Source organism: Pseudomonas sp. USHLN015 (assembly GCF_037153275.1).
Classification (GTDB): Bacteria; Pseudomonadota; Gammaproteobacteria; order Pseudomonadales; family Pseudomonadaceae; genus Metapseudomonas; species Metapseudomonas tohonis.
The window spans coordinates 46,410-71,977 of the sequence record NZ_JBBCKP010000004.1 but is presented as its reverse complement, the minus strand read 5'-3'; the positions used below and the strand labels follow the sequence as shown (position 1 = coordinate 71,977).

21 protein-coding genes are annotated in these 25,568 nt (G+C 65.5%); 8 read left to right on the top strand and 13 right to left on the bottom strand.

Features of this window, described 5'->3' with window-relative positions; all coding sequences use genetic code 11:
* The first annotated feature begins 16 nt into the window (after positions 1 to 16).
* The 3 genes from mfd to WFQ67_RS09240 are packed head-to-tail and all read left to right on the top strand — an operon-like array spanning position 17 to position 6,659.
* The gene (mfd, locus tag WFQ67_RS09250; RefSeq protein ID WP_337056655.1) at positions 17 to 3,469 is read left to right on the top strand and encodes a transcription-repair coupling factor; all 3,453 of its coding nucleotides are present in this window, start codon (positions 17 to 19) and stop codon (positions 3,467 to 3,469) included.
* Positions 3,470 to 3,480: 11 nt separating this feature from the next.
* Positions 3,481 to 4,005, top strand: coding sequence for a CsiV family protein (locus WFQ67_RS09245; RefSeq protein ID WP_111262753.1), 525 nt, complete (start codon positions 3,481 to 3,483; stop codon positions 4,003 to 4,005).
* A 5-nt stretch (positions 4,006 to 4,010) separates the two neighbouring features.
* The gene (locus tag WFQ67_RS09240) at positions 4,011 to 6,659 is read left to right on the top strand and encodes a DEAD/DEAH box helicase (protein ID WP_442969580.1); all 2,649 of its coding nucleotides are present in this window, start codon (positions 4,011 to 4,013) and stop codon (positions 6,657 to 6,659) included.
* Between the two features lie 7 nt (positions 6,660 to 6,666).
* Here WFQ67_RS09240 and WFQ67_RS09235 read toward each other — a convergent pair whose 3' ends face one another.
* The 4 genes from WFQ67_RS09235 to WFQ67_RS09220 are packed head-to-tail and all read right to left on the bottom strand — an operon-like array spanning position 6,667 to position 9,697.
* A complete protein-coding gene (locus tag WFQ67_RS09235; RefSeq protein ID WP_111262752.1) occupies positions 6,667 to 7,404 on the bottom strand; it encodes an S-methyl-5'-thioinosine phosphorylase in 738 nt (245 codons plus the stop codon).
* Positions 7,405 to 7,414: 10 nt separating this feature from the next.
* Entirely contained in the window at positions 7,415 to 8,413 is a 999-nt protein-coding gene (gene nagZ, locus WFQ67_RS09230; RefSeq protein ID WP_337056654.1) for a beta-N-acetylhexosaminidase, read from the bottom strand.
* A gap of 8 nt (positions 8,414 to 8,421) precedes the next feature.
* Positions 8,422 to 8,946 (bottom strand): L,D-transpeptidase, encoded by a 525-nt coding sequence (locus WFQ67_RS09225; protein WP_337056653.1) that lies wholly within the window; start codon positions 8,944 to 8,946, stop codon positions 8,422 to 8,424.
* Positions 8,947 to 8,989: 43 nt separating this feature from the next.
* Positions 8,990 to 9,697 (bottom strand): TetR/AcrR family transcriptional regulator, encoded by a 708-nt coding sequence (locus WFQ67_RS09220; protein WP_111262749.1) that lies wholly within the window; start codon positions 9,695 to 9,697, stop codon positions 8,990 to 8,992.
* A gap of 240 nt (positions 9,698 to 9,937) precedes the next feature.
* Here WFQ67_RS09220 and lexA point away from each other — a divergent pair, with 240 nt between their 5' ends.
* The gene (lexA, locus tag WFQ67_RS09215) at positions 9,938 to 10,546 is read left to right on the top strand and encodes a transcriptional repressor LexA (protein ID WP_111262748.1); all 609 of its coding nucleotides are present in this window, start codon (positions 9,938 to 9,940) and stop codon (positions 10,544 to 10,546) included.
* Positions 10,547 to 10,557: 11 nt separating this feature from the next.
* Positions 10,558 to 11,025, top strand: coding sequence for an SOS-induced cell division inhibitor SulA (gene sulA / locus WFQ67_RS09210; RefSeq protein WP_213628917.1), 468 nt, complete (start codon positions 10,558 to 10,560; stop codon positions 11,023 to 11,025).
* An 89-nt stretch (positions 11,026 to 11,114) separates the two neighbouring features.
* On the opposite strand, the gene WFQ67_RS09205 is transcribed toward sulA, so the two are convergent.
* The 6 genes from WFQ67_RS09205 to fadB all read right to left on the bottom strand — a co-directional run bounded on the left by WFQ67_RS09205 (position 11,115) and on the right by fadB (position 18,470).
* Complete coding sequence (locus tag WFQ67_RS09205) at positions 11,115 to 11,348, bottom strand: hypothetical protein (RefSeq protein WP_111262746.1); 234 nt, start codon at positions 11,346 to 11,348, stop codon at positions 11,115 to 11,117.
* 71 nt (positions 11,349 to 11,419) lie between these two features.
* The gene (locus WFQ67_RS09200; protein WP_213628916.1) at positions 11,420 to 11,938 is read right to left on the bottom strand and encodes a DUF6586 family protein; all 519 of its coding nucleotides are present in this window, start codon (positions 11,936 to 11,938) and stop codon (positions 11,420 to 11,422) included.
* Between the two features lie 67 nt (positions 11,939 to 12,005).
* Complete coding sequence (topA, locus tag WFQ67_RS09195) at positions 12,006 to 14,615, bottom strand: type I DNA topoisomerase (protein ID WP_337056651.1); 2,610 nt, start codon at positions 14,613 to 14,615, stop codon at positions 12,006 to 12,008.
* 113 nt (positions 14,616 to 14,728) lie between these two features.
* Positions 14,729 to 14,965, bottom strand: a complete 237-nt coding sequence (locus WFQ67_RS09190) for a DUF1653 domain-containing protein (protein ID WP_111262743.1) — start codon at positions 14,963 to 14,965, stop codon at positions 14,729 to 14,731.
* A gap of 151 nt (positions 14,966 to 15,116) precedes the next feature.
* Entirely contained in the window at positions 15,117 to 16,292 is a 1,176-nt protein-coding gene (gene fadA / locus WFQ67_RS09185; RefSeq protein ID WP_173173756.1) for an acetyl-CoA C-acyltransferase FadA, read from the bottom strand.
* A gap of 30 nt (positions 16,293 to 16,322) precedes the next feature.
* A complete protein-coding gene (fadB, locus tag WFQ67_RS09180) occupies positions 16,323 to 18,470 on the bottom strand; it encodes a fatty acid oxidation complex subunit alpha FadB (RefSeq protein WP_213628914.1) in 2,148 nt (715 codons plus the stop codon).
* A 472-nt stretch (positions 18,471 to 18,942) separates the two neighbouring features.
* On the opposite strand from fadB, the gene WFQ67_RS09175 reads away from it, so the two are divergent.
* Positions 18,943 to 19,755, top strand: a complete 813-nt coding sequence (locus tag WFQ67_RS09175) for a hypothetical protein (protein WP_213628913.1) — start codon at positions 18,943 to 18,945, stop codon at positions 19,753 to 19,755.
* 50 nt (positions 19,756 to 19,805) lie between these two features.
* Here the strand turns inward: WFQ67_RS09175 and WFQ67_RS09170 are convergent, their stop codons facing one another.
* Positions 19,806 to 20,243: a hypothetical protein gene (locus tag WFQ67_RS09170; RefSeq protein WP_337056650.1), complete on the bottom strand. Its 438-nt coding sequence runs from the start codon at positions 20,241 to 20,243 to the stop codon at positions 19,806 to 19,808.
* 87 nt (positions 20,244 to 20,330) lie between these two features.
* On the opposite strand from WFQ67_RS09170, the gene WFQ67_RS09165 reads away from it, so the two are divergent.
* Positions 20,331 to 20,771: a universal stress protein gene (locus WFQ67_RS09165; protein ID WP_111262738.1), complete on the top strand. Its 441-nt coding sequence runs from the start codon at positions 20,331 to 20,333 to the stop codon at positions 20,769 to 20,771.
* 20 nt (positions 20,772 to 20,791) lie between these two features.
* Here the strand turns inward: WFQ67_RS09165 and WFQ67_RS09160 are convergent, their stop codons facing one another.
* Both WFQ67_RS09160 and WFQ67_RS09155 read right to left on the bottom strand, forming a co-directional pair.
* Positions 20,792 to 21,478, bottom strand: coding sequence for a DUF6901 family protein (locus WFQ67_RS09160; protein ID WP_173173747.1), 687 nt, complete (start codon positions 21,476 to 21,478; stop codon positions 20,792 to 20,794).
* 23 nt (positions 21,479 to 21,501) lie between these two features.
* The gene (locus WFQ67_RS09155) at positions 21,502 to 23,421 is read right to left on the bottom strand and encodes an ATP-binding cassette domain-containing protein (protein WP_213628911.1); all 1,920 of its coding nucleotides are present in this window, start codon (positions 23,419 to 23,421) and stop codon (positions 21,502 to 21,504) included.
* A 180-nt stretch (positions 23,422 to 23,601) separates the two neighbouring features.
* Between WFQ67_RS09155 and WFQ67_RS09150 the strand changes: the two genes are divergently transcribed.
* Positions 23,602 to 25,530, top strand: coding sequence for a transglycosylase SLT domain-containing protein (locus WFQ67_RS09150; protein WP_337056649.1), 1,929 nt, complete (start codon positions 23,602 to 23,604; stop codon positions 25,528 to 25,530).
* The last annotated feature ends 38 nt before the right edge of the window (positions 25,531 to 25,568 follow it).

The window sequence follows — 25,568 nt, the reverse complement described above, 5'->3', positions numbered from 1 at the left end:
CCGACCGGAGCCACCTTTGCCCGAGTCCGTCCTGCGTCTCCCGACCCTGCCCGCCGCCGCCGGCAAGCAGCAATGGGGCAACCTCCCCGGTGCCGCCCTCAGCCTGGCGATCGCCGAAGCCGCCAGCGCCGCCCGGCGCTTCACCCTGCTGCTGACCGCCGACAGCCAGAGCGCCGAACGCCTGGAGCAGGAACTGAGCTTCTTCGCCCCGGACCTGCCGGTGCTGCACTTCCCGGACTGGGAAACGCTGCCCTACGATCTGTTCTCGCCGCACCAGGACATCATCTCCCAGCGCATCGCCAGCCTCTACCGACTGCCGGAGCTGACCCACGGCGTGCTGGTGGTGCCCATCACCACAGCCCTGCACCGCCTGGCGCCGACGCGCTTCCTGCTGGGCTCCAGCCTGGTGCTGGACGTCGGCCAGAAGCTCGACGTCGAGCAGATGCGCAGCCGCCTGGAGGCGGCCGGCTATCGCTGCGTGGACACCGTCTACGAACACGGCGAGTTCGCCGTGCGCGGCGCGCTGATCGACCTGTTCCCGATGGGCAGCGACGTGCCTTTCCGCATCGACCTGTTCGATGACGAGATCGAGACCCTGCGCACCTTCGACCCCGAGACCCAGCGCTCGGTGGACAAGGTGGAATCGATCCGCCTGCTGCCGGCCCGCGAGTTCCCGCTGGACAAGAAGGCCGTGACCGACTTCCGCGGCCGCTTCCGCGAGCGCTTCGACGTGGATTTCCGCCGCTGCCCGATCTACCAGGACCTGGCCAGCGGCATCACCCCGGCCGGCATCGAGTACTACCTGCCGCTGTTCTTCGAGGGCAGCGCCACCCTCTTCGACTACCTGCCCCAGGACACACAGGTGTTCTCCCTGCCCGGCATCGAGCAGGCCGCCGAGCAGTTCTGGAACGACGTGCGCAACCGCTATGAAGAGCGCCGCGTCGACCCCGAGCGCCCGCTGGTGCCGCCCGCCGAGCTGTTCCTGCCGGTGGAGGACTGCTTCGCCCGGCTCAAGGGCTCGCCACGGGTCGTGGTCAGCCAGGAGGACCTGTCCACCGGCGTCGGTCGCGAGCGCTTCCCGGCGCGCCCGTTGCCGGACCTGGCGATCCAGGCCAAGGCCAGCGAACCCCTGGCCGCCCTGCGCCGCTTCCTGGAAGAGTTCCCCGGCCGCGTGCTGTTCAGCGCCGAATCGGCCGGCCGCCGCGAAGTGCTGCTGGAGTTGCTCGCCCGCCTCAAGCTGCGCCCGCAGGAAGTCAGCGGCTGGACGGAGTTCGTCGCCGGCAAGGAGCGCCTGGCCATCACCATCGCGCCCCTGGACGAAGGCCTGCTGCTGGATGACCCGGGCCTGGCGCTGGTCGCCGAGAGCCCGCTGTTCGGCCAGCGCGTGATGCAGCGCCGCCGCCGCGACCGCCGGGGCGACGGTGGCGACAACGTCATCAAGAACCTCGCCGAGCTGCGCGAAGGCGCGCCGGTGGTGCACATCGACCACGGCGTCGGCCGCTACCTGGGCCTGATCACCCTGGAGATCGAGGGCCAGTCCGCCGAGTTCCTCGCCCTGCAATACGCCGAGGAAGCCAAGCTCTACGTACCCGTGGCCAGCCTGCACCTGATCGCCCGCTACACCGGCAGCGACGACGCCCTCGCGCCGCTGCACCGCCTGGGCTCGGAGGCCTGGCAGAAGGCCAAGCGCAAGGCCGCCGAACAGGTGCGTGACGTCGCCGCCGAACTGCTGGACATCTATGCCCGTCGCGCCGCCCGCGAAGGCTATGCCTTCAAGGACCCGATGGCCGACTACGCCACCTTCTCCGCCGGCTTCCCCTTCGAGGAGACCCCGGACCAGCAGACCGCCATCGACGCCGTACTGGCCGACATGCTGGCGCCCAAGCCGATGGACCGCCTGGTCTGCGGCGACGTGGGTTTCGGCAAGACCGAGGTGGCCATGCGCGCCGCCTTCGTCGCCGTGCACAGCGGCAAGCAGGTGGCGGTGCTGGTGCCCACCACCCTGCTCGCCCAGCAGCACTACAACAGCTTCCGCGACCGCTTCGCCGACTGGCCGGTGAAGGTCGAGGTGATGAGCCGCTTCAAGACCGCCAAGGAAGTGGAAGGCGCCGCGCAACAACTGGCCGACGGCAAGGTGGACATCGTCATCGGCACCCACAAGCTGCTGCAGGACGACATCACCTTCAAGAACCTGGGCCTGGTGATCATCGACGAGGAACACCGCTTCGGCGTGCGCCAGAAGGAGCAGCTCAAGGCCCTGCGCAGCGAGGTGGACATCCTCACCCTCACCGCCACGCCGATCCCGCGCACCCTGAACATGGCCGTCGCCGGCATGCGCGACCTGTCGATCATCGCCACCCCACCCGCGCGCCGCCTGTCGGTGCGTACCTTCGTCATGGAACAGCAGAACACCGTGATCAAGGAGGCGCTGCTGCGCGAGCTGCTGCGCGGCGGCCAGGTGTACTACCTGCACAACGAAGTGAAGAGCATCGAGAAGTGCGCCGCCGACCTGGCGGAGCTGGTGCCCGAGGCGCGCATCGGCATCGGCCACGGGCAGATGCACGAGCGCGAACTCGAGCAGGTGATGAGCGACTTCTACCACAAGCGCTTCAACGTGCTGATCGCCTCGACCATCATCGAGACCGGCATCGACGTGCCCAGCGCCAACACCATCATCATCGAACGCGCCGACAAGTTCGGCCTGGCCCAGCTGCACCAGTTGCGCGGCCGCGTCGGGCGCAGCCACCACCAGGCCTACGCCTACCTGCTCACCCCGCCACGCAAGCAGATGACCGAGGACGCCCAGAAGCGCCTGGAAGCCATCGCCAACGCCCAGGACCTGGGGGCCGGCTTCGTCCTGGCCACCCATGACCTGGAGATACGGGGCGCCGGCGAGCTGCTCGGCGACGGGCAGAGCGGGCAGATCCAGGCGGTGGGCTTCACCCTCTACATGGAAATGCTCGAACGCGCGGTCAAGGCCATCCAGAAGGGCGAACAGCCCAACCTGGAGCAACCGCTGGGGGGCGGGCCGGAAATCAACCTGCGCCTGCCGGCGCTGATTCCCGAGGACTACCTGCCCGACGTGCACGCGCGCCTGATCCTCTACAAGCGCATCGCCTCGGCCGCCGACGAGGACGGCCTGAAGGAGCTGCAGGTGGAGATGATCGACCGCTTCGGCCTGCTGCCGGAACCGACCAAGAACCTGGTACGCCTGACCCTGCTCAAACTGCAGGCGGAGAAGCTCGGCATCAAGAAAGTCGACGCCGGCCCGCAGGGCGGTCGGATAGAATTCGCCGCCGACACCTGCGTCGACCCGCTGGTGCTGATCAAGCTGATCCAGGGCCAGCCCAAGCGCTACAAGTTCGAAGGCGCCACGCTGTTCCGCTTCCAGGTGCCGATGGAGCGCCCGGAAGAACGCTTCAACACACTCGAGGCGCTGTTCGAGCGCCTGACTCCGCAATCCGCTTAAAGGACCGATCCATGCGTGCGTTCCGTTACCTCGCCCTGATGCTTGCCCTGCTGGCCCCCAGCGCTTTCGCCGATGGGCTCTACCAGGTCGAGCTGATTCTCTTCCGCCAGTCGGGCGACGCCACGCCCGCCAGCCAGCCGGCACCGGACGATTGGGCCAACGGCGCGCAGAGCCTGGCCAGCGTCGGTGAACGCGCCACCGCGCTGAACGGCGAGGCCGCCAAGCTCAACCCCGGCAATGGCTACCAGGTGCTGCTGCACAAGGCCTGGACGCAGAGCGTCGGCGCCAACCCCAGCCGCGTGGCCGTCAGCGCCGGTGACCAGCAGCTTGGCCACTTCCCGGTGGAAGGCACCGTGACCCTGTCCCAGGTGCGCTACACCGATGTCGCCGTCGACTTCTGGGTCAACCAGTTCGACGGCAGCGGCCTGCTCAGCGGCAGCGAGCGCATCAAGCAGGGCACCCGCCTCAAGACCGGCGAGCTGACCTACCTCGATCACTCCAGCCTCGGCGTCCTGATCCGCGTCAGCCCGCTCTGACCGACGTGCTCACCCTGCTCGAACACCTGCGCCAGCACGACTGGCGGCAGGACTTCGACAGCGGCGCGCTGCAGCGTGGCACGGGCTATGCCCGCCAGCGCCTGGCGCGCCTGCGGGCCATGGACGAGACCCTGCTGCAATCCAGCTGCGCCGGTTCGGGTGACAACTTCTACCATCAGAACATCCGCCTGGCGCCCCACGGCCTCGGCATCATCGGCCGCTGCAGCTGCCCGGTGGGCATCAACTGCAAGCACTGCGTGGCAGCCATCCTGCAAGTGCTGGAGGAAGGCGCCCCCAGCCAGCGTCCGGAACGGCCGCTGTCGGCTGCAGAGACGCCCACGGCCAGGCGCGTGCTCAAGGACATCCAGCCACGCCCGCTGCTGGCCCTCGGCAGCCTGGCGCAGAGCCTCTACGACCTGCGCAGCGGACGCATGGTCGGCAGCCAGCAACACCGTGCCGGCCTGGCATTCGACTACGCCGGCATCAGCGCCCACGGCAAGAATGCCCGCCACAACGCGGTGAGCAAGCGCCAGGGCGAATTGCTGGAAATCCAGCGCCAGCCCGCCACCGAGGAGGCCCTGCGTGAGCGCCTGCGCCAGCTCGGTTTCAAGGAATCGCTGCGCCAGAGCCTGGCCCTGCCCGGTGACCTCTATGAACTCTTCGAGCTGCCCGGGGACAGCGCCTGGCAGCGCTTCATGAACAAGGGCCTGCCGGAGCTACGCGCCGAGGGCTGGGAGGTGGACATCCGCCCCGGCTTCCACTTCGACCTGTCCAGCGTCGAGCGCTGGTACGCCGAGGTGGACGAAGTCCCGGGCCAGCATTGGTTCGACCTGGAACTGGGCATCGTGGTCGAAGGCCAGCGCATCAGCCTGCTGCCCGTCCTCCTTCGCCTGATCCAGCAGAACCCCAAGCTGCTCAGCCCGAAGAACCTGGAGAAGCGGCGCGACGACGAGCAATTGCGCCTGCAACTGGACACCCTGGGCGCCGACACCGGCCGCCCCCTGCAGGTCGCCCTGCCCTTCGGTCGCCTGAAACCCCTGCTGGCCACCCTGGGCGAGCTTTACCTGCGAGATCGCCCGGAAGGCCGCAGCCTGCGCCTCGCCCTGCCCGATGCCGCACGCCTGGGACAACTGGACGAACTGCAACTGGAGTGGCAGGGCGGCGAACGCCTGCGCAGCTTCGCCGAGCGCCTGCGTGACAGCCGCCAGACCCGCCACGAGGCCCCTGCCGGCCTGCAGGCGGACCTGCGCACCTATCAGCTACAAGGCCTCGCCTGGCTGCAGAGCCTGCGCGAACTGGGCGCGGGCGGCGTGCTGGGTGACGACATGGGCCTGGGCAAGACCCTGCAGACCCTGGCCCACCTGCTCACCGAGAAGAACGCCGGCCGTCTCGACCGTCCGGCGCTGGTGGTGATGCCCACCAGCCTGATCCCCAACTGGCAGGACGAGGCCGCGCGCTTCGCTCCCGACCTGCGGGTGCTGGCGCTGCATGGCCCGAACCGCAAGAAGGACTTCGCACGCCTGGGCGAGTTCGACCTGCTGCTCACCACCTACGCCCTGCTGCCACGCGACCTCGCGGCCTGGAAGGCGCAGCCCCTGCACCTGCTGGTGCTGGACGAGGCGCAGAACATCAAGACGCCCACCAGCAAGGCCGCCCAGGCCGTGCGCCAGCTGGAGGCGCGGCAGCGCCTGTGCCTGTCCGGCACGCCGCTGGAGAATCACCTGGGCGAGCTCTGGTCGCTGTTCCATTTCCTCATGCCCGGCTGGCTGGGTGACGCCAAGCAGTTCGCCCGCGACTACCGCACCCCGATCGAGAAGCGCGGCGACAATGAGCGCCTGGCCCATCTCAACGGTCGCATCCGTCCCTTCCTGCTGCGCCGGACCAAGGAATCGGTGGCCACCGAGCTGCCAGCCAAGACCGAGATCGTCCAGCGCGTGGAGCTCAGCGAGGGGCAGCGTGATCTCTACGAGACGGTGCGCCTGGCGATGGACCGCAAGGTCCGCGCGGAGATCCAGGACAAGGGCATGGCGCGCAGCCAGATGGTGATCCTCGAGGCGCTGCTGAAGCTGCGCCAGACCTGCTGCGACCTGCGCCTGGTGGAACACGAGCGCAACCGGCCGCTGCGCGGCAGCACCTCGGGCAAGCTGGACAGCCTGATGGAGATGCTGGTGGAGCTGTTCGCCGAGGGGCGCAAGGTGCTGCTCTTCTCGCAGTTCACCAGCATGCTGGAGCTGATCGAGGCCGAACTGCAGCAGCGCGGCATCGAGTACCTGATCCTCACGGGCGACACCCGCGATCGACGCACCCCCGTGAAGCGCTTCCAGGCCGGAGAAGTGCCGCTGTTCCTGATCAGCCTGAAGGCGGGTGGCACGGGCCTGAATCTCACCGCCGCCGACACGGTGATCCACTATGACCCCTGGTGGAACCCGGCCGCCGAGCGCCAGGCAACGGACCGTGCCTACCGCATCGGCCAGGACAAGCCGGTGTTCGTCTACAAGCTGATCGCCCGGGGCACAGTGGAAGAGAAGATCCAGCAACTGCAACAGCGCAAGGCGCTGCTCGCCGAGGGCATTCTCGGGCAGAGCGAGGGAGCGGACTGGCAATTGCGCGAAGAGGACCTCGACGCCCTCTTCGCGCCCCTGCCGACGGCCTGAAGGCCGGTCAGGCCTTGAACAGGCGGACGAGGACTTCGCGCACCTTGCCGATACCGTCGGCCAGGGCGGCCTCGATCTCGGCCATGGTGATGATGCCGCTGGACTTGCCGGCAGCCGGATTGACCACCAGCGAGATGCAGGCGTAGGGCAGGTCCAGCTCACGGGCAAGCACGGCCTCGGGCATGCCGGTCATCCCCACCAGATCACAGCCATCGCGCTCCATGCGGGCGATCTCGGCGACCGTCTCCAGGCGCGGGCCCTGGGTGCAGCCATACACGCCGTGGTCGCTGTGCGCGTGCCCGGTGGCGGCGAGTGCGGTGAGCAGCTTCTGCCGCAGCGCCTCGTCGTAGGGATGACTGAAATCGATGTGGGTCACATGGTCCAGCTCGCCTTCGAAGAAGGTGTCGGTACGCCCGTGGGTGTAGTCGATCAGCTGGTGCGGCACAACGAGGTGCCCGGTGCCCATGGCGGCGTTGATACCGCCCACCGCATTGACCGCGACCACCGCCTGGGCGCCAGCCTGCTTGAGCGCCCAGAGATTGGCACGGTAGTTGACCTGGTGCGGAGGAATGCGGTGCGGGTGGCCATGGCGGGCGAGGAACAGCAGGTCGCGCCCGGCGTAATCGCCCTGGACGATGCCCGCCGAGGGCGCGCCGTAGGGCGTCTCGGGGTTGAGCAGCGCCTTCATGGTCAGGCCTTCGAGCTGGGTGAGGCCGGTGCCACCGATAATCGCGTAAACGGTCATTTCGCTTCCTTCAGTCGATCAGCTGGGCTTCGCGCAGGGCGGCGATCGCCGTTTGCCAACGCGGGTCTTGACGGTATTCGGTGCCCGGGAAAGCGCGGCGGCGCATGCGCGCGAGCTGCGCAGGCGGCGTCACCCCGAGACGTTGCAGGCGCGACAGGGCCAGCTCGGCGGCAGCACGGTCGTTGCACACCAGGCCCATGTCGCAGCCTGCGCTCAGCGCGGCCTCGATGCGCTCGGCGGCGTCACCCACCACGTGGGCGCCGGCCATGGACAGGTCGTCGCTGAAGATCACCCCGGTGTACTTCAGCTCGCCACGCAGGATGTCCTGCAGCCAACGGCGCGAGAAACCGGCGGGCTGCGAGTCGACCTGTGGATAGATGACGTGGGCCGGCATCATGCCGTCCAGCTCGGGCGCCAGGCGGGTGAAGGGCACCAGGTCCGCGGCGCGGATCTGCTCCAGGCTGCGCTCATCCGTGGGAATGGCGACGTGGGAGTCGGCTTCCGCCCAGCCGTGGCCGGGGAAGTGCTTGCCGGTGGCCGCCATGCCGGCGGCACGCAGGCCCTCGATGAAGGCACCGGCCAGGTCGGTGGCGCGCTGCGGATCGCCCTCGAAGGCACGGCTGCCGACCACGGCGCTGCGCTGGTGATCAAGGTCGAGCACCGGGGCGAAGCTGATGTCCAGCCCGACGGCCAGGACTTCGGTCGCCATGAGCCAGCCGCACTGCCGGGCCAGCGCCTCGGCATTGATGTTGTCGGCCAGCGCGCGCATGGCCGGCAGGCGCACGAACCCCTGGCGCAGACGCTGCACGCGCCCGCCTTCCTGGTCGACGGCGAGAATGAGGTCCGGGCGCAGGGCGCGGATGGAGGCGCAGAGTTCGCGCACCTGGCGCGGGTCCTCGATATTGCGCGCGAAGATGATCAGGCCGGCCACTTCCGGTTGCCGCAGGATCTGGCGATCCTCAGCGGTCAGCCAGGTGCCGCCGATGTCCAGCATCAGAGAGCCTTGCATGGGATTCCTTAGGAGAGTTCTGCCGCAGCCCAGTCAGGCCGGGGCGCTTCATCGATCCGCACCGCACAATGGACGGGAACGCGGGGGAAGAGTTCAAGCAGGTCGGCATTGCGCAGGCGCACGCAGCCATGGGACAGCGGTACGCCCATGGGCTCGGTGTCCGGCGTGCCGTGCAGGTAGATGTAGCGACGCATGGTGTCGACCTTGCCCAGGCGGTTGCGCCCGGGCTCGCAACCGCTCAGCCAGAGGATGCGACTGAGTATCCAGTCGCGACCGGGGAACTGCGCGTGCAACTCGGGCGTCCAGGTCTCGCCGGTCCAGCGACGGCCGCGCAGCACGGCGCCTTGCGGCAGCCCCTCGCCGATCTTCGCTCGCACCTGGTGAAGGCCGCGAGGCGTGCGATTGGAGCCACTCTGCTCACCGACGCCGTTGAGCGCGGTGGAAACGGGAAGACGCAGCACCAGGCGCTCTCCGGCGAAGCCATAGAGGCGCTGGTCGGCGATGGAAATATGGAGGAGATCGAGGTCGGGCATGGGGCGCTAGCTTAGCCGATCCCCCTGCCCTCGCCCACCAGGATCAGGCCTTGGCAGGCGTGCTCGGGGACTTGCTGCGCGGTTTCAGGACCGCTTTTGAAAGGGTCTCGTCGGACAGCCCGGTCTCGGCACGCATTCCGGCTGCCAGGAAGGGCACCATCAGGCGCATCACCTGTTCGATGGAAGTGTTCACGCCGAAATCGGTCTCGGCCATCGCGCGCAGCGCCTTGATGCCGGACATGCTGAACGCGGCGGCACCGAGCATGAAATGCACGCGCCAGAACAGCTCAAGTGGCGGCACCTTGGGCGCCGACTCGTTGACCAGCAGCATGTAACGACGGAAGACCTTGCCGTATACCTCTTCCAGGTACTTGCGCAGGTGGCCCTGGCTCTGACTGAACGCCAGCCCCAGCAGGCGCATGAAGATGGACAGGTCATTGCCGCTGCGTGGCTTCACCGCCAGCGCCTGCTCCACCAGCATCTCAAGCAGCTCCTCGAGCGTCGCGCGCGCCTCGCTCTTCGCCTGCCGGCGATCGAGCTCACGCTCCAGACTCTGGCAAAAAGGCCCGAGGAAGCGCGAGAACACCGCCTGGATCAGCGCCTTCTTCGAGCCGAAGTGATAATTCACAGCAGCCAGGTTCACACCCGCCTTGCTGGTGATCAAACGCAACGAAGTCTCGGCGAAGCCCTTCTCCGCGAACAGCTGTTCCGCAGCATCAAGAATGCGTTCGACGGTTTCCGACTGGGCCATGGCTCCTCCGCCTGACAAACACTTGTTTGAAACATACGTTTCAAGCCGCTGCCTTGTCAAGTCGCGCACACCATCTTCTGACGCCCCGGTCACGGCTCGCAGGCGCCATATTCACGCAAGACGACAGGCAAGTCACTAGAGCCACAAGCCACACGGCGAAAGGACGCAGAGAAGACTTGTTGCCAAGCGATGATCACTGTATATAATTCCAGTCACTGTATAAAAAGACAGAGCGCCGACATGCTGAAACTCACGCCCCGCCAAGCCGAGATCCTCGCGTTCATCAAGCGCTGCATCGAAGACAACGGCTATCCGCCCACCCGTGCGGAAATCGCCCAGGAACTGGGCTTCAAGTCGCCCAATGCTGCCGAAGAGCACCTCAAGGCGCTGGCCCGAAAGGGGGCGATCGAGATGACCCCCGGCGCCTCCCGCGGCATCCGCATCCCCGGCTTCGAGCCCAGCACCGAGGAAGACGGCCTGCCGATCATCGGTCGCGTTGCTGCCGGCGCTCCCATACTCGCCCAGCAGAACATCGAAGAATCCTGCCGGATCAACCCAGAGTTCTTCCATCCCCGCGCCGACTACCTGCTGCGCGTGAGCGGCATGAGCATGAAGGATGTCGGCATCCACGATGGAGACCTGCTCGCCGTCCATACCACCCGCGAGGCCCGCAACGGCCAGATCGTCGTAGCCCGCCTGGATGACGAGGTCACCGTCAAGCGTTTCAAACGCGAGGGCAACAAGGTCTGGCTGATCGCCGAAAACCCGGATTTCGCACCGATCGAGGTGGACCTTCAGGAGCGGGATCTGGTCATCGAAGGCTTGAGCGTCGGCGTCATCCGCCGCTAACAGGAGGCGTCATGCAGTTCCCGCAATCGTTTGGCCGAACCCAACTACCGCTTTTCCATGACGCCATAGTCGCCAGCCCGGTGCCACTTGTGCTGGATCTCGACGAGCAATGGGAAGAGGAACCCGAAGCCTTCAGCGAGCTGTCGCTGAGCGGCGCTGCCGGGCATTGCCGCCACCTGCTAGCCCCCATCCTTCGCGAACTCAGCCAGGAGCAGGATGCCCGCTGGCTGACATTGATCGGCGCGCCCGCCAGCCTTACCCAGGGCTGGTTGCGGGATGCCGGGCTGAATCGCGAGCGCATCCTGCTCCTCGAGCCCCGGGGAGAGCGCAGTGCGCTGGAATTGACATGCGAAGCCCTTCGACTAGGCCGTAGCCACACCGTAGTCAGCTGGCTGCGCTTGAACCGGACGGAGAAACAAGCGCTCGCCCAGGCAGCACGCCAGGGTGGTGCACAAAGCCTAAACATCCGGCTGGGATAGGAATCGAGCCCACAACCGGAACAAGGCCGCAATGGATTGGTAACAGTCGAGGGGAATAATCGGTTCCGAAGGAGCCGACCAAGCGTCCATCAATGCAGGACGCGCGGGCCTTCGTCGTGGTCCACTTCACCTTCAGCCAGACGACCGGCCATCTGTACGCCCACGTTGAGCATGGCCTTGGCGACTTCCAGGTGATGCCCTTGCAGGAACGCCTTGGCGTCGGAAGAGAAGTCCAGCGTAACCAACGCCTCCTCGTCTTCCGCGCGGCGCAGGATGATGCGGCCGTCGGGCAGCTCGACTATTTCCAGAAAGGACGTTGGCATGGGGTCATCTCTCCACTAAAGGCGGGCATTGTACCAGCCGGCTGACGGGCCGCCCTAGCCCATCGATCTACTCAGCACTCCGACAGCCCCTCACGGAAGCGCAACGCCAGTGCCTTCAAGTTCTGCCGCCACTCTTCCAGGGTCACTCCGGACAGAGGCGTCGGCTCGTCATCCACACTTACAGCCTGGATCAGTGGCATCGCCGGGTCGACCTTCGCCTTCTTTGGCGCCTGGGGCGGCAGGAACAGTGCAGCGTGCGCAGCCAGCAGTTCGGCCAGCCAGGTTTCAGGCTGCTGGGCCAGTTCGACCAGTTCGGACAACTCGGGGCTCGGCGCGGCGGCGAGCACGTCAGCGGTCAACAGCAATTCCGGGCGCGGCGCGGCAGCCTGAGGCAACCGGTAGAACCCGGCGATCTCGTGGCAGAGACCGAGCAACGCACCATGCAGATGGAACAAGGCCGCTTCGCGCTCTGCCTGAACCAGCGCCTGGGCATTCATCGCCCGCCCTTCCTCAGCCTTGCGCAAGGACTCCAGCGCCAGGCCGGCGAAGTAGAGTTTCTGGTTCGTGCGGGTATAGAGCTCATGCGCCATGACGGCCACTCCTGCTGGATCAGATCGGTAGTATGCGCGCCCACCCAGGCAGGCGCGCAACCGCCAATCAACGCTTGTCTTCGACCTTCCACTTGCCGCCGTCGAAGAAGGCACGCCAGCCGGTCGGCTTGCCGTCCACTTCGGACTGCACGTACTGCTCCTTGGTCTTGCGACTGAAACGAATGACCGCCGGACGACCGTCAGGATCCTTGGCCGGCGCACTGAGCAGGAAGTGGTACTTGGGATCGAGCTCGTCCTTGTGCGGAATCAGTTCCAGCACCAGGGGCGCTCGAGTCTCGCGGTTCTTCGGGAACTGGCTGGCGGCCAGGAACAGACCCGAAGCACCATCGCGCAGCACGTAGGTGTCATCCACCTTCTCGCACTTGAGCTCGGGCATCTTGATCGGGTCGATCTTCGGCGGCGCAGCCTCGCCATTCTTGAGCAGCTTGCGGGTGTTCTTGCAGCTGGGGTTGGTGCACCCGAAGAACTTGCCGAAACGGCCGGTCTTCAGCTGCATCTCGCTGCCGCACTTGTCGCATTCGAGGCTCGGGCCTTCATAGCCCTTGATGCGGTACTGGCCCTGCTCGATCTCGTAGCCCGCGCAATCCGGGTTGTTACCGCAGATATGCAGCTTGCGGGTCTCGTCCAGCAGGTAGGCATCCATAGCGGTGCTGCAGATCGGGCAGCGATGCTTGCCACGCAGCACCCGGGACTCGGACTCACCTTCATCGTCCGCGGCGATCTCGTCACCCGGAACCAGGTTGATGGTGGCCTTGCAGCGCTCCTTCGGCGGGAGGCTGTAGCCCGAGCAACCCAGGAACACGCCGGTGGAAGCGGTACGGATCATCATCGGCCGGCCGCACTCACGGCAGGCGATTTCGGTCGGGGTCGGCTGGTTGGCGCGCATGCCGCTGTCAGCGACTTCGGCCACTTCCAGCTTCTTCTTGAAGTCGCCGTAGAACTCGTCAAGCAGGTTCTTCCAGTCGCGCTCCCCCTGAGCCACGTCGTCCAGGTTCTCTTCCATGCCGGCGGTGAAGCCATAGTCCATCAGGTTCGAGAAGCTCTCGTTCAGACGCTCGGTGACGATGTCACCCATCTTCTCGGAGTAGAAGCGACGGTTATGCACCGTCACATAGCCCCGCTCCTGGATGGTGGAAATGATCGCGGCATAGGTGGATGGGCGGCCAATGCCACGCTTTTCCAGCTCCTTGACCAGGCTGGCCTCGGAGAAGCGCGCCGGCGGCTTGGTGAAGTGCTGGCTGGGATCGAGCTTGATCAGCTTGAGTGCCTCGCCTTCCTTCATGTCGGGCAGTACGTCGTCCTCGCCCGGCTTGCTCTGCTGCGGCAACACGCGGGTGTAGCCGTCGAACTTGAGGATGCGGCCCTTGGCACGCAGCTCGAAGTTGCCCGCCGCCACGCTGACGCTGGTGGACAGGTACTCGGCCGGCGGCATCTGGCAGGCCACGAACTGGCGCCAGATCAAGTCGTACAGGCGCTCGGCGTCGCGCTCCATGCCCGACAGCTGGGTCGGCTTGAGATTGACGTCCGAGGGGCGGATGGCCTCGTGGGCCTCCTGGGCGCCTTCCTTGCTCGAATAGAAGTTCGGCTTGGCGGGCAAATACTTCTCACCGAACTCGCCCTCGATGAAGCCACGCACCATGGTGATGGCGTCGGCAGAGAGGTTGGTCGAGTCGGTACGCATATAGGTGATGTAGCCCGCCTCGTAGAGACGCTGGGCCATCATCATGGTCTTCTTCACCCCGAAGCCCAGGCGGTTGCTCGCCGCCTGTTGCAGGGTGGAGGTGATGAAAGGCGCTGACGGACGGCTGGAGGTCGGCTTGTCTTCACGCTTCTGCACGCTGTAGCTGGAGGACTTGAGCTGCTCCAGCGCGGCCATGGCCTGGGCTTCGTTCAGCGGCTTGAAGGCCGCACCGTTCTCCTTGGCCACCTCGAAGCGTACGTTGGCACCCTTGGCAGTGCCCAGATCGGCGTGGACTTCCCAGTACTCCTCGGGCACGAAGGCACGGATCTCACGCTCACGCTCGACCACCAGCTTCACCGCCACCGACTGCACGCGACCGGCGGACAGGCCGCGGGCGATCTTCTGCCACAGCAGCGGCGAGACCATGTAGCCCACCACGCGGTCGAGGAAGCGGCGCGCCTGCTGGGCGTTGACGCGGTTGATATCCAGCTCGCCGGGCTGGGAGAAGGCCTCCTGGATGGCCTTCTTGGTGATTTCGTTGAACACCACGCGCTTGTAGCGGCTGTCATCACCGCCGATGGATTCCCGCAGGTGCCAGGCGATGGCCTCCCCTTCGCGGTCCAAGTCGGTTGCGAGATAGATGGTGTCGGCATCCTTGGCCAGTCGGCGCAGTTCCTCGATCACCTTCTCCTTGCCGGGAAGGATCTCGTACTTCGCCTTCCAGCCGTGCTCGGGGTCGACGCCCATGCGGGTGAACAATTGGCGCTTGGCCTTTTCCTTGGGCGATAGCGCCGGAGCCTCGGACGCGGCCGCCTTGCCGCGCTTCACCGGTTCCTTGCTGGCACTGGCCGAACCGCTGGTAGGCAGGTCACGGATATGGCCGATGCTCGACTTCACCACGTACTGGTTGCCCAGGTACTTGTTGATGGTCTTGGCCTTGGCCGGGGATTCCACGATGACCAGCGATTTGCCCATGGATCGGAAATTTCCTGAATTCGATAAATGAAAGGCGGGACCGCCTGACGCGGCACCGCTATATATAGTGGCGAACGAGACGAGGTCAAGCTTGCCCGCCGCCCCGGGATACCTCAGCGACGCGGAAAGAGATCTGACTCGGCAGTCACCAAAGCGAAGCGGGCGATCTGCTCGCCATCCACCTCGACCGTCTCGGTGAACATGCTCAGCGGGCGGACCCAGAGGCCGTGCTCGCCGTAGAGAGCCTGATAGACCACCAGCTCTTCTTCGGTCTCGGAATGGCGCGCCGTACCGATCACACGGTACTGCTGCCCTTTGTAGTGACGATAGAGTCCAGGTTGCAGGCTCATGTTCCCCCTCGTGTCCATCTATGGTCCGGTTCGCGAAGGGTGCGCATGGTGCCCACTCGCGCGCCCGCTGGCCAGCCCCGTTGACGAAATAAGCCCCATGAAAGCAAAAAACCGGGGCACCCAGGCCCCGGTCTTTTCCATCAGCGGACGCTTAGACGCGTTCGAAGACGGTGGTGATGCCCTGGCCGAGACCCACGCACATGGTGGACACGCCCAGGGTACCGCCGTTCTGCTTCATCACGTTCAGCAGGGTGCCGGAGATACGCGCACCGGAGCAGCCGAAGGGGTGACCCAGAGCGATGGCGCCGCCGTGCAGGTTGACCTTCTGCTCCATCTTGTCGAGGAGTTTCAGGTCCTTCAGCACGGGCAGGGCCTGAGCGGCGAAGGCTTCGTTGAGTTCGACGAAGTCGATGTCGTCCATGCTCAGGCCGGCGCGCTTGAGCGCCTTCTGGGTGGACGGCACCGGGCCGTAGCCCATGATCGCCGGGTCGACACCCGCGACCGCCATGGCACGCACCACGGCCATCGGCTGGATGCCGAGATCCTGGGCGCGCTGGGCGCTCATCACGATCATGCAGGAGGCGCCGTCGGTGATCTGCGAGGACGTACCTGCAGTCACGGTGCCGCCTTTCGGGTTGAACGCAGGCTTCAGGGCGGCCAGGCTTTCGATGGTGGTCTCCGGACGGATGGTCTCGTCGAAGTCGAACACCTTCAGGAAGCCATTCTCGTCGTAGCCTTGCATCGGGATGATTTCATCCTTGAACTTGCCTTCGACGGTAGCCTTGTGTGCCAGGCGGTGGGAACGCTCACCGAAGGCGTCCTGCTGCTCGCGGCTGATACCGTGCATCTTGCCCAGCATCTCGGCGGTCAGGCCCATCATGCCCGAGGCCTTGGCGGCGTACAGGGACAGGTGCGGGTTCGGATCGACGCCATGCATCATGCCGACGTGGCCCATGTGCTCCACACCACCGACGACGAACACGTCGCCGTTGCCGGTCTGGATGGCCTGCACGGCGGTGTGCAGGGCGCTCATGGAGGAGCCGCACAGGCGGCTGACGGTCTGGCCGGCGCTGGTGTGCGGGATCTGGGTCATCAGCGACGCCATGCGTGCGATGTTCCAGCCTTGTTCCAGGGTCTGGTTCACGCAGCCCCAGATCACGTCTTCGACTTCAGCCGGGTCCAGCTTGGTGTTGCGGGCCAGGACGCCGCTGATCAGTTGTGCCGACATGGTCTCGGCACGGGTATTGCGGTGCATGCCGCCTTTGGAACGACCCATCGGGGTACGGCCGAAGTCGACAATGACTGCATCTCTAGGATTCAGGCTCATATTTCTACTCTCGCTCTGTTCGTTCCGCGATTAACCGAAAAACTTCTGGCCCTTGGCGGCCATTTCACGAAGCTTGGCGGTCGGGTGGTACAGCGCGCCCAGTTCGGCGTACTTGTCGGCCAGGGCAACGAATTCGGCTACACCGATGGAGTCGATGTAACGCAGTGCACCACCACGGAAGGGCGGGAAGCCGATACCGTAGATCAGGCCCATGTCGGCCTCGGCTGCGGTGTCGACGATGCCGTCTTCCAGGCAACGAACGGTTTCCAGGCACAGCGGGATCATCATGAAGTTGATGATGTCTTCGTCGGTCAGCTCACGCTGCTCAACGACGATGGACTTCAACAGCTCGTAGGCTTCCGGATCGGAGACCTTCTTCGGCTTGCCGCGCTTGTCGGTTTCATAGGCGTAGAAGCCCTTGCCATTCTTCTGGCCCAGGCGGTTGGCCTCGTACATCACGTCGACGGCGGTCTTGCCTTCCACGGCCATGCGGTCCGGGAAGCCTTCGGCCATCACGTCACGGCCGTGGTGGCCGGTGTCGATGCCGACTACGTCGGAAAGGTAGGCCGGGCCCATGGGCCAGCCGAACTTCTCCATGACCTTGTCGATGCGCACGAAGTCGACGCCGAAGCCCAGCAGCTTGGAGAAGCCGCCGAAGTACGGGAACAGTACGCGGTTGACCAGGAAGCCGGGGCAGTCGTTGACCACGATCGGGTTCTTGCCCATCTTCTTGGCGTAGGCAACGGTGGTGGCCACGGCCACTTCGCTGGACTTCTCGCCACGGATGACTTCGACCAGGGGCATCATGTGCACCGGGTTGAAGAAGTGCATGCCGACGAAGTTCTCAGGACGCTTCAGCGCCTTGGCCAGCAGGCTGATGGAGATGGTGGAGGTGTTGGAAGCCAGGATGGCATCCTCGCGAACCACGCCTTCCACTTCGGCCAGCACGATCTGCTTGACTTTCGGGTTCTCGACCACGGCTTCGACGACGATGTCGACGGCACCGAAGTCGCCGTAGGACATGGTCGGGCGAATGGCGGTCAGGGCCTCGGCCATCTTGGCCGGGGTCATGCGGCCTTTCTCGACGCGCTTGCCGAGCAGCTTGGAAGCCTCGGACAGCCCCATCTGGATACCCTCTTCGCGGATATCCTTCATCAGGATCGGAGTGCCTTTGGAAGCCGACTGGTAGGCGATGCCGCCGCCCATGATGCCGGCGCCGAGTACGGCGGCCAGTTTCACGTCGCGAGCGATCTCGTCGTGCTGCTTGGCTTTCTTCTTCAGTTCCTGGTCATTCAGGAACAGGCCGATCAGGCTGGCAGCGACCGGGGTCTTCGCCAGCTTGACGAAGCCGGCGGCCTCGACTTCCAGCGCCTTGTCACGACCGAAGTTGGCGGCTTTCTGGATGGTCTTGATGGCTTCGACCGGAGCCGGGTAGTTCGGACCGGCCTGGCCAGCCACGAAACCCTTGGCGGTTTCGAAGGCCATCATCTGCTCGATGGCGTTGAGCTTGATCTTCTCCAGCTTGGGCTGGCGCTTGGCCTTGAAGTCCAGCTCGCCGGAGATGGCGCGCTTGACCAGGTCCAGAGTGGCTTCCTGGAGTTTCGCAGGGGCGACGACGGCGTCGACGGCGCCCACTTTCAAGGCGTCGGCGGCCTTGTTTTCCTTGCCGGAAGCGATCCACTCGATGGCGTTGTCGGTACCGATCACGCGCGGCAGGCGCACGGTGCCGCCGAAGCCCGGGTAGATGCCCAGCTTGACTTCAGGCAGGCCGATCTTGGCGGTCTCGCTCATGACGCGGTAGTCACCGGCCAGGCACATTTCCAGGCCGCCGCCGAGGGCGATGCCATTGATCGCAACCACGGTCGGAACCTGCAGGTCTTCGAAATCGCTGAAGATCTTGTTGGCTTCGAGGTTGCCTGCCACCAGCTCCTCGTCGGGCAACTTGAAGTTGTCGACGAATTCGGTGATGTCCGCACCGACGATGAACACGTCCTTGCCACTGCTGACGATAACGCCCTTGACCGACGCATCGGCCTTGATGGCATCAACCGCCTGACGCAGCTCATTGAGGGTAAGACGGTTGAACTTGTTGACGGACTCACCCTTGAGGTCGAACTTCAGTTCGACGATGCCGCCCTCAAGAGCCTTAACCGTGATGGCTTTACCTTCGTAAATCATCAACTGATCTCCACGGTATGGAAGCTGAACAGTACACATCGGAGCCAACCGGCGAACCGGCTCGAGGCATTGCCGTCGAGCTTAGTCCGATTCGGTCCGGCACACCCGCCGACGCGATATCGGGTAGTTATTGGACGTTTCTGTAAGACAAACGCTCAATTCATACGCCCGTTTGATTTGGGTGCGCACACATTCACGGAAAAGTCCGCTGTTGTCAATTGTGCTTCGTGACCGTACAGCCACGCTCAACCCGCTCTGCCACCAGCCTTTGCGCAGGCCCGGCAACCCTCTGGAAAGCAACATGCAGGATGGTTATGACAAGCCATCAGGCAGGCGACGGAAGGCTCGATAACGTGACGTGCCGCACGCTAGCCAAACGCCAGCGCGGCGGGTAGAGTCGCGCGTTACGGCCGGGACAGGCCGAATAACAAAAACAACTAGATGACGCCCTAGAGGCACACGGAGTAGCGACATGACGAGCCGTACGCTTGCCATTCTGCTGGGCACCCTGCTCACCCTTTCCACCCTATCCATCCCCGCTCAAGCCGCCGACCCCGCCACCAGCCTGCTCAAGCTGCACCAGATGCGCCTCGCCGCGCAGAAGAGCCTGGGCGACTTCTATATGTACAACGGCATGGAGGGCGACCAGCGCTACGCGCGGATGATCGATGAGTCCGTCCAGGAAGCGGATGCACGCCTGAAGGAGCTGACCGAAATGCCGGGCGACGGGTCCAAGGCCCTACGCGCGCAACTGGGCGAGCAATGGAAGGACTACTCCGGTGAGCTGACCAACCTGGTCGTCGCGCTCAAGACCAAGGGTTTCACCGACCTGCAACCCATCGCCGACATGACCGCCCGCAACCAGAAGCTGCTGGCCATGGCCAAGGAGCTCTACGGGAAGATCCAGCAGGAAAGCGGCGTCAACGTCCCCCCGCTGACCCAGCAAAGCCGCGAGCAGAGCCTGCTGATGCAGACCATCGCCGTCGACTACGCCTCTCGCAGCGCCTCGGTCGGCGCGTCCTTCTTCGGCGGTGGCGAAGGCAAGCCCATCGACGAACTGGCGCGCGACTTCGCCGGCCAGCTGGCAGCCCTTGAGCAGCAGCCGAAGAACACCCCGCAGATCAAGCAGGCGCTCACCAGCATCGGCACGAAATGGCGCTACATCGAGAAATCGCTGCAGAACTACAACGAAAACAGCGTGCCGTTCCTGATCAACAAGTATTCCGACAGCATCATCGAGGGGCTCGAAGGCGTTTCGGCCCAGTACGCCGCAACGCAGCTCTGAAGAACCCCGCCCCCACCCGGGCCCGTGGAGTGGCCCGGGCGACACCTGCATCAGACCACCGCGCGCAGCACCTCGACGATGCGCTGCAGGTCCTCGGGCGTGCCCCGCTCGCCCCAGCACAGGGCGATCATCTGGGAATTGGCCTCGATCTTGTAGACATCCGCCGGCAGCCCCGCAAAGCGCGCCAGCATCACCGGGTCCTCCAGCGGCTCGCGCCACTGGTTCTGCCACTGCCCGGGCGCCACCTGCCAGTAGCACCAGGAACCGGGAGCCCCGCGAGGGCGGGGGCGGTGATATTGAGCACAGGAGGCAGGTGGCTCCACCGGCAACCAATGGGGCCACTCCTGGCGCGAGAGCTGCATGGCCAGCCCCATCCGCCTCGCCTGCATGCGCAACTCCATGCGCCCTCGCTGCCCCTTGGAAGGCACCAGCCAGACCAGCGGGCTGAGCACGGCGAGCAGGAGAAATAGCACCAACCAGAGGGTCATAACGTCATCCCATGATGAAAATCATGCCGCCGGGCACCCGTGGCGGCCATACTGAGTCCAAGCGCAAACCTTAAGGAGGAGTCACCCATGCCCTACAAGCACATTCTGGTCGCCGTCGACCTCACCGACGAGTGCCACCCGGTGGTGCGCCGTGCCCAGGCTCTTGCCCTGGCGACCCAGGCCAAGCTGTCGCTGGTGCATATCGTCGAACCCATGGCCATGGCCTTCGGCGGTGACGTACCCATGGACCTCTCGATGCTCCAGCAGCAGCAGTTCGAACAGGCACGGGAACGCCTGGATGGCTTCGCCGGCCTCTACCCGGAACTGCTCGCCGAACAGCGCCACCTGGCCTACGGCCAGCCGCGCCAGGAAATCCACCGACTCGCCGAGGAACAGGGCTGCGACCTCATCGTCGTCGGCAGCCACGGCCGCCACGGTCTCGCCCTGTTGCTGGGCTCCACCGCCAATGACGTCCTGCATGGTGCGCCCTGCGACGTGATCGCCGTCCGCCTCAAGAAGAACGACTGACCCACCCGCCGGCGGAGGCCTCAGAAGAAGCCTTCGTCGGCGCTCATGACCAGCGGGCGGATCTTCTGCAGCTGGGTTTCCAGCGAGTAGGTCATGCTTGATGCCATCGAGAAGAAGGTCAGGAAGGCCTTCAGGTTCGAATCGCCATCGCACACATCATGGATGCGCTGCCAGAACGCCTGGTTGACCAGCTGCAATTGCTGGAACAGACGCACCAGCCCCTTCAGCTCCCAGTCCGCATGCCGCCCTTCGCGGAAATTGAAGTACTGCCGCGCGAGATAGAGCGATACGGCGCGCAGGATGAACTCCTGGTTGCTGGCGAACGGCAGGTGCTGCTGGGCCATCGGCTTGAGGCGGCCCAGCACCGGGCAGGCACTGGTCGCCATGATCACCCCGAGCAACGCCCGCAACCCTTCTTCCAGGCCCACCTGCTTGGTGTACTCCCGCTCCGGGGTGCGCACCAGGAACACCGCCTTCTTGAATGCAGGCAGCCCGTGGAAGTCCTCGATCACCCGGTGCAGGTCGACCGCCGCCGGGCAATGGCTGAACTTGTCCCTGGAGAGCGGGCAGTTGCTGCACTGCTGGAACTCCAGGCGCGTCCATTTCGGCGCGGCCAGCGCGCGCTCCTGATCGTATTGACGATCCAGCTCGATGCGGTAGCTGAACTCGTGTTCGTCATCCAGGGTGATGCGGTACTCGACAGCCATGGGCTCTCCAGCTCGGTGATTCTTCAGTCGTCCAGTTCGGCCCAGCGCTCCAGCAGGCGATCCAGCTCCTGCTGTTGCTGCTCGAAACGCTCCAGCACGGCACGGGTCTGCTCCGCGGGCCGCTGGTAGAACGCCGGGTCGGAAATTTCCTGCTGTACCGCCGCCATCTCCGCTTCCAGGGTCTCGATCTGGCCGGGAAGCGCTTCCAGCTCACGCTGCAATTTGTAGCTGAGTTTCTTCTTCGGCGCCTCGCTGGCGGTCGCTACCGGTGCGGGCTCGACGGGGGCCGGAGCGACCGTAGCGGTGGGCTCGGCCTTGCCGGACTTGGTCTCGCCCACGCCCAGCAGGCGCGGCGAACCGCCCTGGCGCAGCCAGTCCTGGTAGCCACCTACGTACTCGCGCACGCGCCCTTCCCCCTCGAACACCAGGGTGCTGGTCACCACGTTGTCGAGGAAGGCCCGGTCGTGGCTGACCATCAGCACGGTGCCCGGGAAGTTCAGCAGCACTTCCTCCAGCAGCTCCAGGGTTTCCACGTCCAGGTCGTTGGTCGGTTCGTCCAGCACCAGCAGGTTGGCCGGCTTGCTGAACAGCTTGGCCAGCAACAGGCGCGCGCGCTCACCGCCCGACAGCGCCTTGACCGGCGTGCGAGCACGCTGCGGGCTGAACAGGAAGTCGCCCAGGTAGCTCAGCACATGGCGGTTCTGGCCATCGATGGAGATGAAGTCGCGGCCCTCGGAAATATTGTCGATCACCGTCTTCTCGGGCTCGAGCTGGTGACGCAACTGGTCGAAATAGGCCACCTCCAGCTTGGTGCCGACCTCGATCTTGCCGCTGGTCGGCTCCAGGTCGCCCAGCAGCAGCTTGAGCAGCGTGGTCTTGCCGGTGCCGTTGGCGCCCAGCAGGCCGATGCGGTCGGAGCGCTGCAGCACCAGGGAGAAATCGCGGATCAGCGGCGCGCCGCCCGGATGGGCGAAGCTCACGCCCTCGGCGACCATCACCTGCTTGCCCGACTTCTCCGCGGACTCCAGCTGGATGGTGGCCTTGCCCTGGCGCTCACGGCGATCGGCACGCTCGGCACGCATGGCCTTCAGCGCGCGCACGCGCCCCTCGTTACGGGTACGGCGGGCCTTGATGCCCTGGCGGATCCACACCTCCTCCTGGGCCAGGCGCTTGTCGAACAGCGCGTTGGCGGTCTCTTCCGCCGCCAGTTGCTGCTCCTTGTGCACCAGGAAACTGGCGTAGTCGCCGTTCCAGTCGATCAGGTGGCCACGGTCCAGTTCGAGGATGCGCGTCGCCAGGTTCTGCAGGAACGAGCGGTCGTGGGTGATGAACAGCACGGCGCCGCCGAAGCCCATGAGCGCTTCTTCCAGCCAGGCGATGGCGCCGATGTCCAGGTGGTTGGTGGGCTCGTCCAGCAGCAGCAGGTCCGGCTCGGAAACCAGCGCCTGGGCCAGCAGCACGCGGCGACGCCAACCGCCGGAAAGCTCGGCCAGGGTCTTGTCCGCCGGCAGTTGCAGGCGGCTCAGGGTGCTGTCCACCAGCTGCTGCAGGCGCCAGCCATCCTTCGCCTCGAGCTCCTGCTGCACGTGCATCAGCTTGTTCAGGTCTTCGTCGCCGTGGATGTTCTGGCTGAGGTGGTGATACTCGGCCAGCAGCGCGCCGACGCCAGCCAGCCCCTCGGCCACCACGTCGAACACCGTGCGGTCGTCGGCGCGCGGCAACTCCTGCGGCAACTCGCCGATCTTCAGGCCCGGGGCGCGCCAGATCTCGCCGTCATCGCCATGCTGGTCGCCCTTGACCAGGCGCAGCATGCTCGACTTGCCGGTGCCGTTGCGACCGATGATGCACACCCGCTCGCCACGGGCTATCTGCCATGACACCTTGTCCAGCAGCGGCATGGCGCCGTAGGCAAGGGATACATCGCTGAACTTGAGCAGGGTCATGGGCGCCTCCGAAAACAGGGGGCGCATTCTACCCGGTTTGCGCCCCGGCATATCCGCCATTTTTTCATCATGTTTCCTCCGCCGGATCGGATTTCACCCGGGCCGGGCAACAGGCTAAGCTACGCAGGTCCGGTGGCGGCCAGGCCGTTGCCCCATACGATTTCTCTACCCGGAAGTGTCATGCGCGGTCGTCTGCTCAGCCTGTTCTCCTGCCTGCTTCTCACCACCGTCACCCTCGATGCAGCCCACGCGGTCCCTCTTGCCCAGCAACGTCAGATGTACGACGAGGCCAAGCGTGCCCTCGCCAAGGGCGACAGCGGCCCCTACAAGCGCTATGCCACGGCCCTGGCCGACTACCCGCTGGAGCCTTATCTCGCCTATGACGAGCTGACCGCGCGCCTGAAATGGGCCAGCAACGACGAGATCGAGAAGTTCCTCGCCGAGCATGGCGACCTGCCCCAGGCCAACTGGATGAAGTTGCGCTGGCTGCGCTGGCTGGCCGAACGCGGCGAGTGGAAGACCTTCGTCAACTACTACGACCCGAAGATGAACTTCACCGAACTGGACTGCCTCTATGGCCAGTACCAGATCAAGAACGGCCTCAAGGCCGAGGGCTACAAGAGCGCCGAGAAGCTCTGGCTGGTGGGCAAGTCCCAGCCGGAAGCCTGCGACGTGCTCTTCGACCTCTGGCGCGCCGAAGGCCAGATGACCGAGCAGATGCGCTGGCGTCGCGCCAAGCTCGCCGCCGAGGCGCGCAACTACGGCCTGGCCGGCTTCCTGGTCAAGGGCCTGCCGACCCTGCAGGCCCAGGGCAAGCTGCTGCTGGATGTCGCGCAGAACCCGCAGATGCTGAGCCAGACAGCCCGCTTCGCACCGGCCGACAAGGCCATGGGCGATGTGGTCGGCCTGGGCCTGCGCCGCCTGGCCCGCCAGGACCCTGAAAAAGCCATGGGCCTGCTTGATGGCTACGCCGCACGGATGAAGTTCTCCAGCAGCGAGAAGGTCGCCATCGCCCGCGAGATCGGCCTGACCCTGGCCAAGCGCTACGACTCGCGCGCCCTCAAGGTCATGACCCAGTACGACCCCAAGCTGCGCGACAACACCGTCAGCGAGTGGCGCGCGCGCCTGCTGCTGCGCCTGGGCCAGTGGGACGACGCCTACAAGCTGACCAAGCAGATGCCCGCCGAGCTGGCGAACACCAACCGCTGGCGCTATTGGCAGGCCCGCAGCCTGCAACTGGCCCAGCCGCAGAGCGGCGAAGCCGCCCGCCTCTACCAGCCCCTGGCCAAGGAGCGCGACTTCTACGGCTTCCTCGCCGCCGACCGCATCCAGGCGCCCTACCAGCTCAACAACAAGCCGCTGGCCCTCGACCCGCGCCTGGTGCAGAAGGTACGCAACACCGCCGGCATCCGCCGCGCACTGGAATTCCACGATCGCGGCCAGATCGTCGATGGTCGCCGCGAGTGGTACTACGTAAGCCGCCTGTTCAGCCGCGACGAACTGGTCGCCCAGGCCAAGCTCGCCTACGACATGCAGTGGTATTTCCCGGCCATCCGCACCATCAGCCAGGCCCAGTACTGGGACGACCTGGACATCCGCTTCCCCATGGCCCACCGCACCTCCCTCACCCAGCAGGCACGCCTGCGCGGCCTGCACTCCAGCTGGGTCTTCGCCATCACCCGCCAGGAAAGCGCCTTCATGGCCGATGCGCGCTCGGGCGTCGGCGCCATGGGCCTGATGCAGCTGATGCCCGGCACCGCCAAGGAGACCGCACGCAAGTTCGGCATCCCCCTGGCCTCGCCGCAACAGGCGCTGAACCCGGACGTCAACATCCAGCTCGGTGCCGCCTACCTCAGCCAGGTGCACGGCCAGTTCAACGGCAACCGCGTACTCGCCTCCGCCGCCTACAACGCCGGCCCCGGTCGCGTGCGCCAGTGGCTCAAGGGGGCCAACCACCTGGCCTTCGACGTCTGGGTGGAAAGCATCCCCTTCGACGAAACCCGCCAGTACGTGCAGAACGTACTGTCCTACTCGGTGATCTACGGCCAGAAGCTCAACGCCCCGCAGCCCCTGGTGGATTGGCACGAGCGTTTCTTCGACGACCAGTGATCCCTCGCCGGAATGCAAACGGGCGCCCATGTGGCGCC

Bases quoted from the DNA above. Each gene is read 5' to 3' on its own strand.
- WFQ67_RS09245 (WP_111262753.1), top strand. From the start codon at position 3,481: ATGCGTGCGTTCCGTTACCTCGCCCTGATGCTTGCCCTGCTGGCCCCC.
- WFQ67_RS09235 (WP_111262752.1), bottom strand. From the start codon at position 7,404: ATGACCGTTTACGCGATTATCGGTGGCACCGGCCTCACCCAGCTCGAA.
- nagZ (WP_337056654.1), bottom strand. From the start codon at position 8,413: ATGCAAGGCTCTCTGATGCTGGACATCGGCGGCACCTGGCTGACCGCT.
- WFQ67_RS09225 (WP_337056653.1), bottom strand. From the start codon at position 8,946: ATGCCCGACCTCGATCTCCTCCATATTTCCATCGCCGACCAGCGCCTC.
- WFQ67_RS09220 (WP_111262749.1), bottom strand. From the start codon at position 9,697: ATGGCCCAGTCGGAAACCGTCGAACGCATTCTTGATGCTGCGGAACAG.
- lexA (WP_111262748.1), top strand. From the start codon at position 9,938: ATGCTGAAACTCACGCCCCGCCAAGCCGAGATCCTCGCGTTCATCAAG.
- sulA (WP_213628917.1), top strand. From the start codon at position 10,558: ATGCAGTTCCCGCAATCGTTTGGCCGAACCCAACTACCGCTTTTCCAT.
- WFQ67_RS09205 (WP_111262746.1), bottom strand. From the start codon at position 11,348: ATGCCAACGTCCTTTCTGGAAATAGTCGAGCTGCCCGACGGCCGCATC.
- WFQ67_RS09200 (WP_213628916.1), bottom strand. From the start codon at position 11,938: ATGGCGCATGAGCTCTATACCCGCACGAACCAGAAACTCTACTTCGCC.
- topA (WP_337056651.1), bottom strand. From the start codon at position 14,615: ATGGGCAAATCGCTGGTCATCGTGGAATCCCCGGCCAAGGCCAAGACC.
- WFQ67_RS09190 (WP_111262743.1), bottom strand. From the start codon at position 14,965: ATGAGCCTGCAACCTGGACTCTATCGTCACTACAAAGGGCAGCAGTAC.
- fadA (WP_173173756.1), bottom strand. From the start codon at position 16,292: ATGAGCCTGAATCCTAGAGATGCAGTCATTGTCGACTTCGGCCGTACC.
- fadB (WP_213628914.1), bottom strand. From the start codon at position 18,470: ATGATTTACGAAGGTAAAGCCATCACGGTTAAGGCTCTTGAGGGCGGC.
- WFQ67_RS09175 (WP_213628913.1), top strand. From the start codon at position 18,943: ATGACGAGCCGTACGCTTGCCATTCTGCTGGGCACCCTGCTCACCCTT.
- WFQ67_RS09170 (WP_337056650.1), bottom strand. From the start codon at position 20,243: ATGACCCTCTGGTTGGTGCTATTTCTCCTGCTCGCCGTGCTCAGCCCG.
- WFQ67_RS09165 (WP_111262738.1), top strand. From the start codon at position 20,331: ATGCCCTACAAGCACATTCTGGTCGCCGTCGACCTCACCGACGAGTGC.
- WFQ67_RS09160 (WP_173173747.1), bottom strand. From the start codon at position 21,478: ATGGCTGTCGAGTACCGCATCACCCTGGATGACGAACACGAGTTCAGC.
- WFQ67_RS09155 (WP_213628911.1), bottom strand. From the start codon at position 23,421: ATGACCCTGCTCAAGTTCAGCGATGTATCCCTTGCCTACGGCGCCATG.
- WFQ67_RS09150 (WP_337056649.1), top strand. From the start codon at position 23,602: ATGCGCGGTCGTCTGCTCAGCCTGTTCTCCTGCCTGCTTCTCACCACC.